We start from the raw sequence: 3,388 nt of genomic DNA, 5'->3' as shown, positions 1-3,388 counted from the left end.
CATTACGCCGATTCGGCAGCGGAGGTGTCAGCGTGACCGCCGGGTGCGGCTGTGTCGTCATGCCGCCGCCCGGCAATCGGTGCCCGGCTCAAGTGGCGGTGGATTCGCGGTGACGGTTGGCGCGGTGGCGGAGGACGGCGCGATGGTGGAAGGCGCTGCGGTTTCGGAGGACTGGTCGGGAGGTTGGGTCTGCGGCGGGCTGGCAGTGGTGCTGGGCGCTGGGCTGCGGCTGGTCTCACCGGGTGGCGATGTAGCGCGCGGGGCCGGACACGGCGGCAGCAGTGAGTTCGTTGACAATTCGCGCAACTGCGCGATCGCGTCGTCAAGGCTGCCGGCGGGAAGCCCGGCCGCCACTTGAGTGCGTTCAGCCGGCCGCAAATCGTCGAGCTTCATCAGGTGGCAGCCCAGATGATCTTGGGACTGGTCGTAGCTGATCTGGGACAGTTGGTTGCCGGTCAGGCAGCCCAGCAAGTACGGCTGGTGCAGCGGCAGGCCCAGTATCGAGCCCTGAATTCCCCGCATGATTGCCACGTTGCCGTTGTATCCGGCGACGTAATAGTTGTTGCGGATGACGGCCCGCGCGACCGCGAGCCCGGCCAACACAAGCAGCACCAACAGCGTGATCGCGATAGCCATTCGCCGCCGCGACCGCCGCGGACGGGTAAACGTATCAGCTTGCGGCAGAACCCGTTTCGCGACGTCTTTGCGCGGGCTGATAGCGGAGGCTCGTCCGGCGGCGGTGTTGGGCCGGGTCAGTTGGTCCTGATAATCGGAGTCACCGGAAACCGCGCCCGCGACGATCGGCTGCGTCGGGCCGTAGTCGTAGTCGACGACGTCGGCGACCACCACGGTCACGTTGTCGGGTCCGCCGCCGCGCAAAGCCAATTCGATGAGACGGTCGGCGGCTTCACTTACGTCGGGTATCTTCAGGGCCTCAAGAATGGTTTCGTCGCTGACCGGGTCGGACAATCCGTCCGAGCACAGCAGGTAGCGATCACCGGCGCGTACCTCGCGCATGGTCAGCGTCGGCTCCACCTCGTGTCCGGTGAGAGCCCGCATGATCAGCGAGCGCTGCGGGTGGCTGTGTGCTTCTTCCGGGCTGATGCGGCCTTCGTCGACCAGGGTCTGGACGAAGGTGTCGTCTCTGGTGATCTGCGTCAGCTCGCCGTCGCGCAGCAGGTAGCAACGCGAGTCACCGATATGCACGAGCCCCAGGCGATCGCCCGCGAACAGGATCGCGGTGAGGGTGGTGCCCATGCCCTCCAGCTCGGGCTCCATCTCAACCTGCGCGGCGATCGCTGAATTGCCTTGCTGCACAGCGTCGTAAAGCTTGCCGAGCAGGTCGCCGCCGGGCTCGTCGTCGTCGAGCTGAGCCAACGCGGCGATCGCCAACTGGGACGCGACTTCCCCGGCCGCATGACCACCCATGCCATCGGCCAGGGCCAGCAGCCGCGCCCCGGCATACACCGAGTCTTCGTTGTTGGAACGGACCAAGCCGACATCGCTGCGAGCGGCGTAACGCAGGACCAGTGTCACGGGCGCAACTCGATCACCGTTTTGCCGATCCGAACCGGGGTTCCGATCGGAACTCGTACCGCCGTCGTCACCTTCACCCTGTCAAGGTAAGTGCCGTTGGTCGATCCTAGGTCCTCGACATACCATTCGGAGCCGCGCTGGGTCAGTCGCGCGTGGCGCGTCGACGCGTAGTCGTCGGTGAGCACCAGGGTGGAATCGTCGGCCCGTCCGATCAGCACGGGCTGCCCGCTAAGGCTGATGCGCGCGCCGGCCAGCGATCCTTCGGTGACCACCAGGTAGCGTGGAACGTTGCGCCGCTGCCGCGACGGCATCAGCGTGCCGCGGAACGTCAGGCCGCGGCGCACCATGACCGCGCCGGTGGGCGCGTAGATATCGGTGCGCAGGATTCGCAGCACGGACCAGATGAAGACCCACAACAGCAACAAGAACCCGGCACGCGTCAGCTGCAGAACTAACCCCTGCATCTGGCGTCCCCTCCGTCCTGGCGCTGCCTACCTCGCGCCCGCGATGCCGAGCACATCAGCAACGTCACGATACTTGGACGGCGGCCGACGCGGGGCGAAGCTCGATAGCTTCGCCGCGCGGTCAACTCACTGGAAATGGACGATGATCTCCGAGTGGCCCAACCGGATCACGTCGCCGTCGGCCAGCTGCCATTCCTGCACCGGCGCGTTGTTGACGGTGGTGCCGTTAGTGGAGTTGAGGTCGGTCAGCAGAGCGACCTGCCCGTCCCAACGGATCTCCAGGTGGCGACGTGACACACCGGTGTCGGGCAGCCTGAAGTGGGCGTCTTGTCCACGGCCGATGATGTTGGTGCCTTCACGCAGCTGATAGGTCCGACCACTGCCGTCGTCGAGCTGCAGCGTGACCGCCCTGCCGCGCGACGGGTTGCCGGTCTAGCCGTAGCCGCCGGACCCCCCGGCTGCGGGGGGTTGGGCGGAGTGGGAATCGCGGCCGGCGGGCTCGGCGTATCCGCTGCCGGGAGGGGCGTAAACGCCGCCGCTGGGACCCTCGCCGTAGCTGCCGTAGTCGGGTTGGCCGTAGTCCTGGCGGCCATACCCGGGGCCGTAGCCCTCGTAACCGCCGCCGGCTTCTGGGTAGCCGGGCCGTTGGGGTTGGCCGTAGCCGGCGCCCTCGTCAGGGCGAGCGGGGCCGCGGCCGTAGTCGTACTCGCCGTAACCGGGGCCGGCGGGGGGACCGTAGCCGCCTTGGCGGTAGCCCGAGTCGTAGCCGGGCGCGCCGTAGCCAGCCGGCGGACGTTGCTGGTAGGACGGCGGGTAGCCACCGGGACCCTGGTCGGGGTAGCGACCCTGGTCGCCGTAGCGGCCTTGATCTGGGTAGCCGCCCTGTTCGTACCCGCGCTGATCGGGATAGCCACGCTGGTCCGGATAACCGCCGTGCTCCTGGTAGCCGCCCTGTTCGTACCCGCGCTGGTCGTATCCGCCCTGTTCCGGATAGCCACCCTGGTCGGGATAGCCGCCGTACTCTGTTGGCGGCGGCGGATAGCCGGACGGCGGGTAACCACCCGATTCCGGCGGATATCCACCACGCGGCTCTTGCCCACCACGCGATTCCTGGCCACCGCGCGCATCGTCTTGCGGACGCCCGTAGCGGTCGTCGTAATAGTCGTCGCCGGGCCGCCCCTGCCCCTGGCCCCCGCGATAGCTGGAATTCTCAGTCATTGCTGGTACTCCTGGTTCTGCGTGAAACGCACAATCTGATTGTGGCGGGGCGAAATCACCGGCGGTCGGGCGGGGTTGGTCGAACGGATAGCACCCCCAGCGAGCTAGGAACTGACAGCGGAGAATGTTAGAGGACTGGACTCAGCGGAGCGCAAAAGTAGGGTATTTTG

At 67.1% G+C, this 3,388-nt stretch carries 2 protein-coding genes and 2 pseudogenes (1 of these 4 cut by a window edge); all 4 read right to left on the bottom strand.

Features of this window, described 5'->3' with window-relative positions; translation table 11 throughout:
- Nucleotides 1-61, bottom strand: a pseudogene (locus tag ACFE99_RS13520) (FtsW/RodA/SpoVE family cell cycle protein) (it extends 1,343 nt beyond the left edge of the window).
- Entirely contained in the window at nucleotides 58-1,536 is a 1,479-nt protein-coding gene (locus tag ACFE99_RS13515) for a protein phosphatase 2C domain-containing protein (protein ID WP_375486052.1), read from the bottom strand. Before ACFE99_RS13515 ends, ACFE99_RS13520 begins: the two are co-directional and overlap by 4 nt.
- Nucleotides 1,533-2,000: an FHA domain-containing protein gene (locus ACFE99_RS13510; RefSeq protein ID WP_083087989.1), complete on the bottom strand. Its 468-nt coding sequence runs from the start codon at nucleotides 1,998-2,000 to the stop codon at nucleotides 1,533-1,535. Before ACFE99_RS13510 ends, ACFE99_RS13515 begins: the two co-directional genes overlap by 4 nt.
- A gap of 126 nt (nucleotides 2,001-2,126) precedes the next feature.
- Nucleotides 2,127-3,356: pseudogene (locus ACFE99_RS13505) on the bottom strand (FHA domain-containing protein); the annotation flags it as partial.
- Nucleotides 3,357-3,388: the final 32 nt, after the last annotated feature.

Origin of the sequence: uncultured Mycobacterium sp. (assembly GCF_964249325.1) — a bacterium.
Taxonomy (GTDB): Bacteria; Actinomycetota; Actinomycetes; order Mycobacteriales; family Mycobacteriaceae; genus Mycobacterium.
The sequence above is the reverse complement of the archived record's forward strand: the minus strand, read 5'-3'. Positions and strand labels throughout refer to the sequence as shown.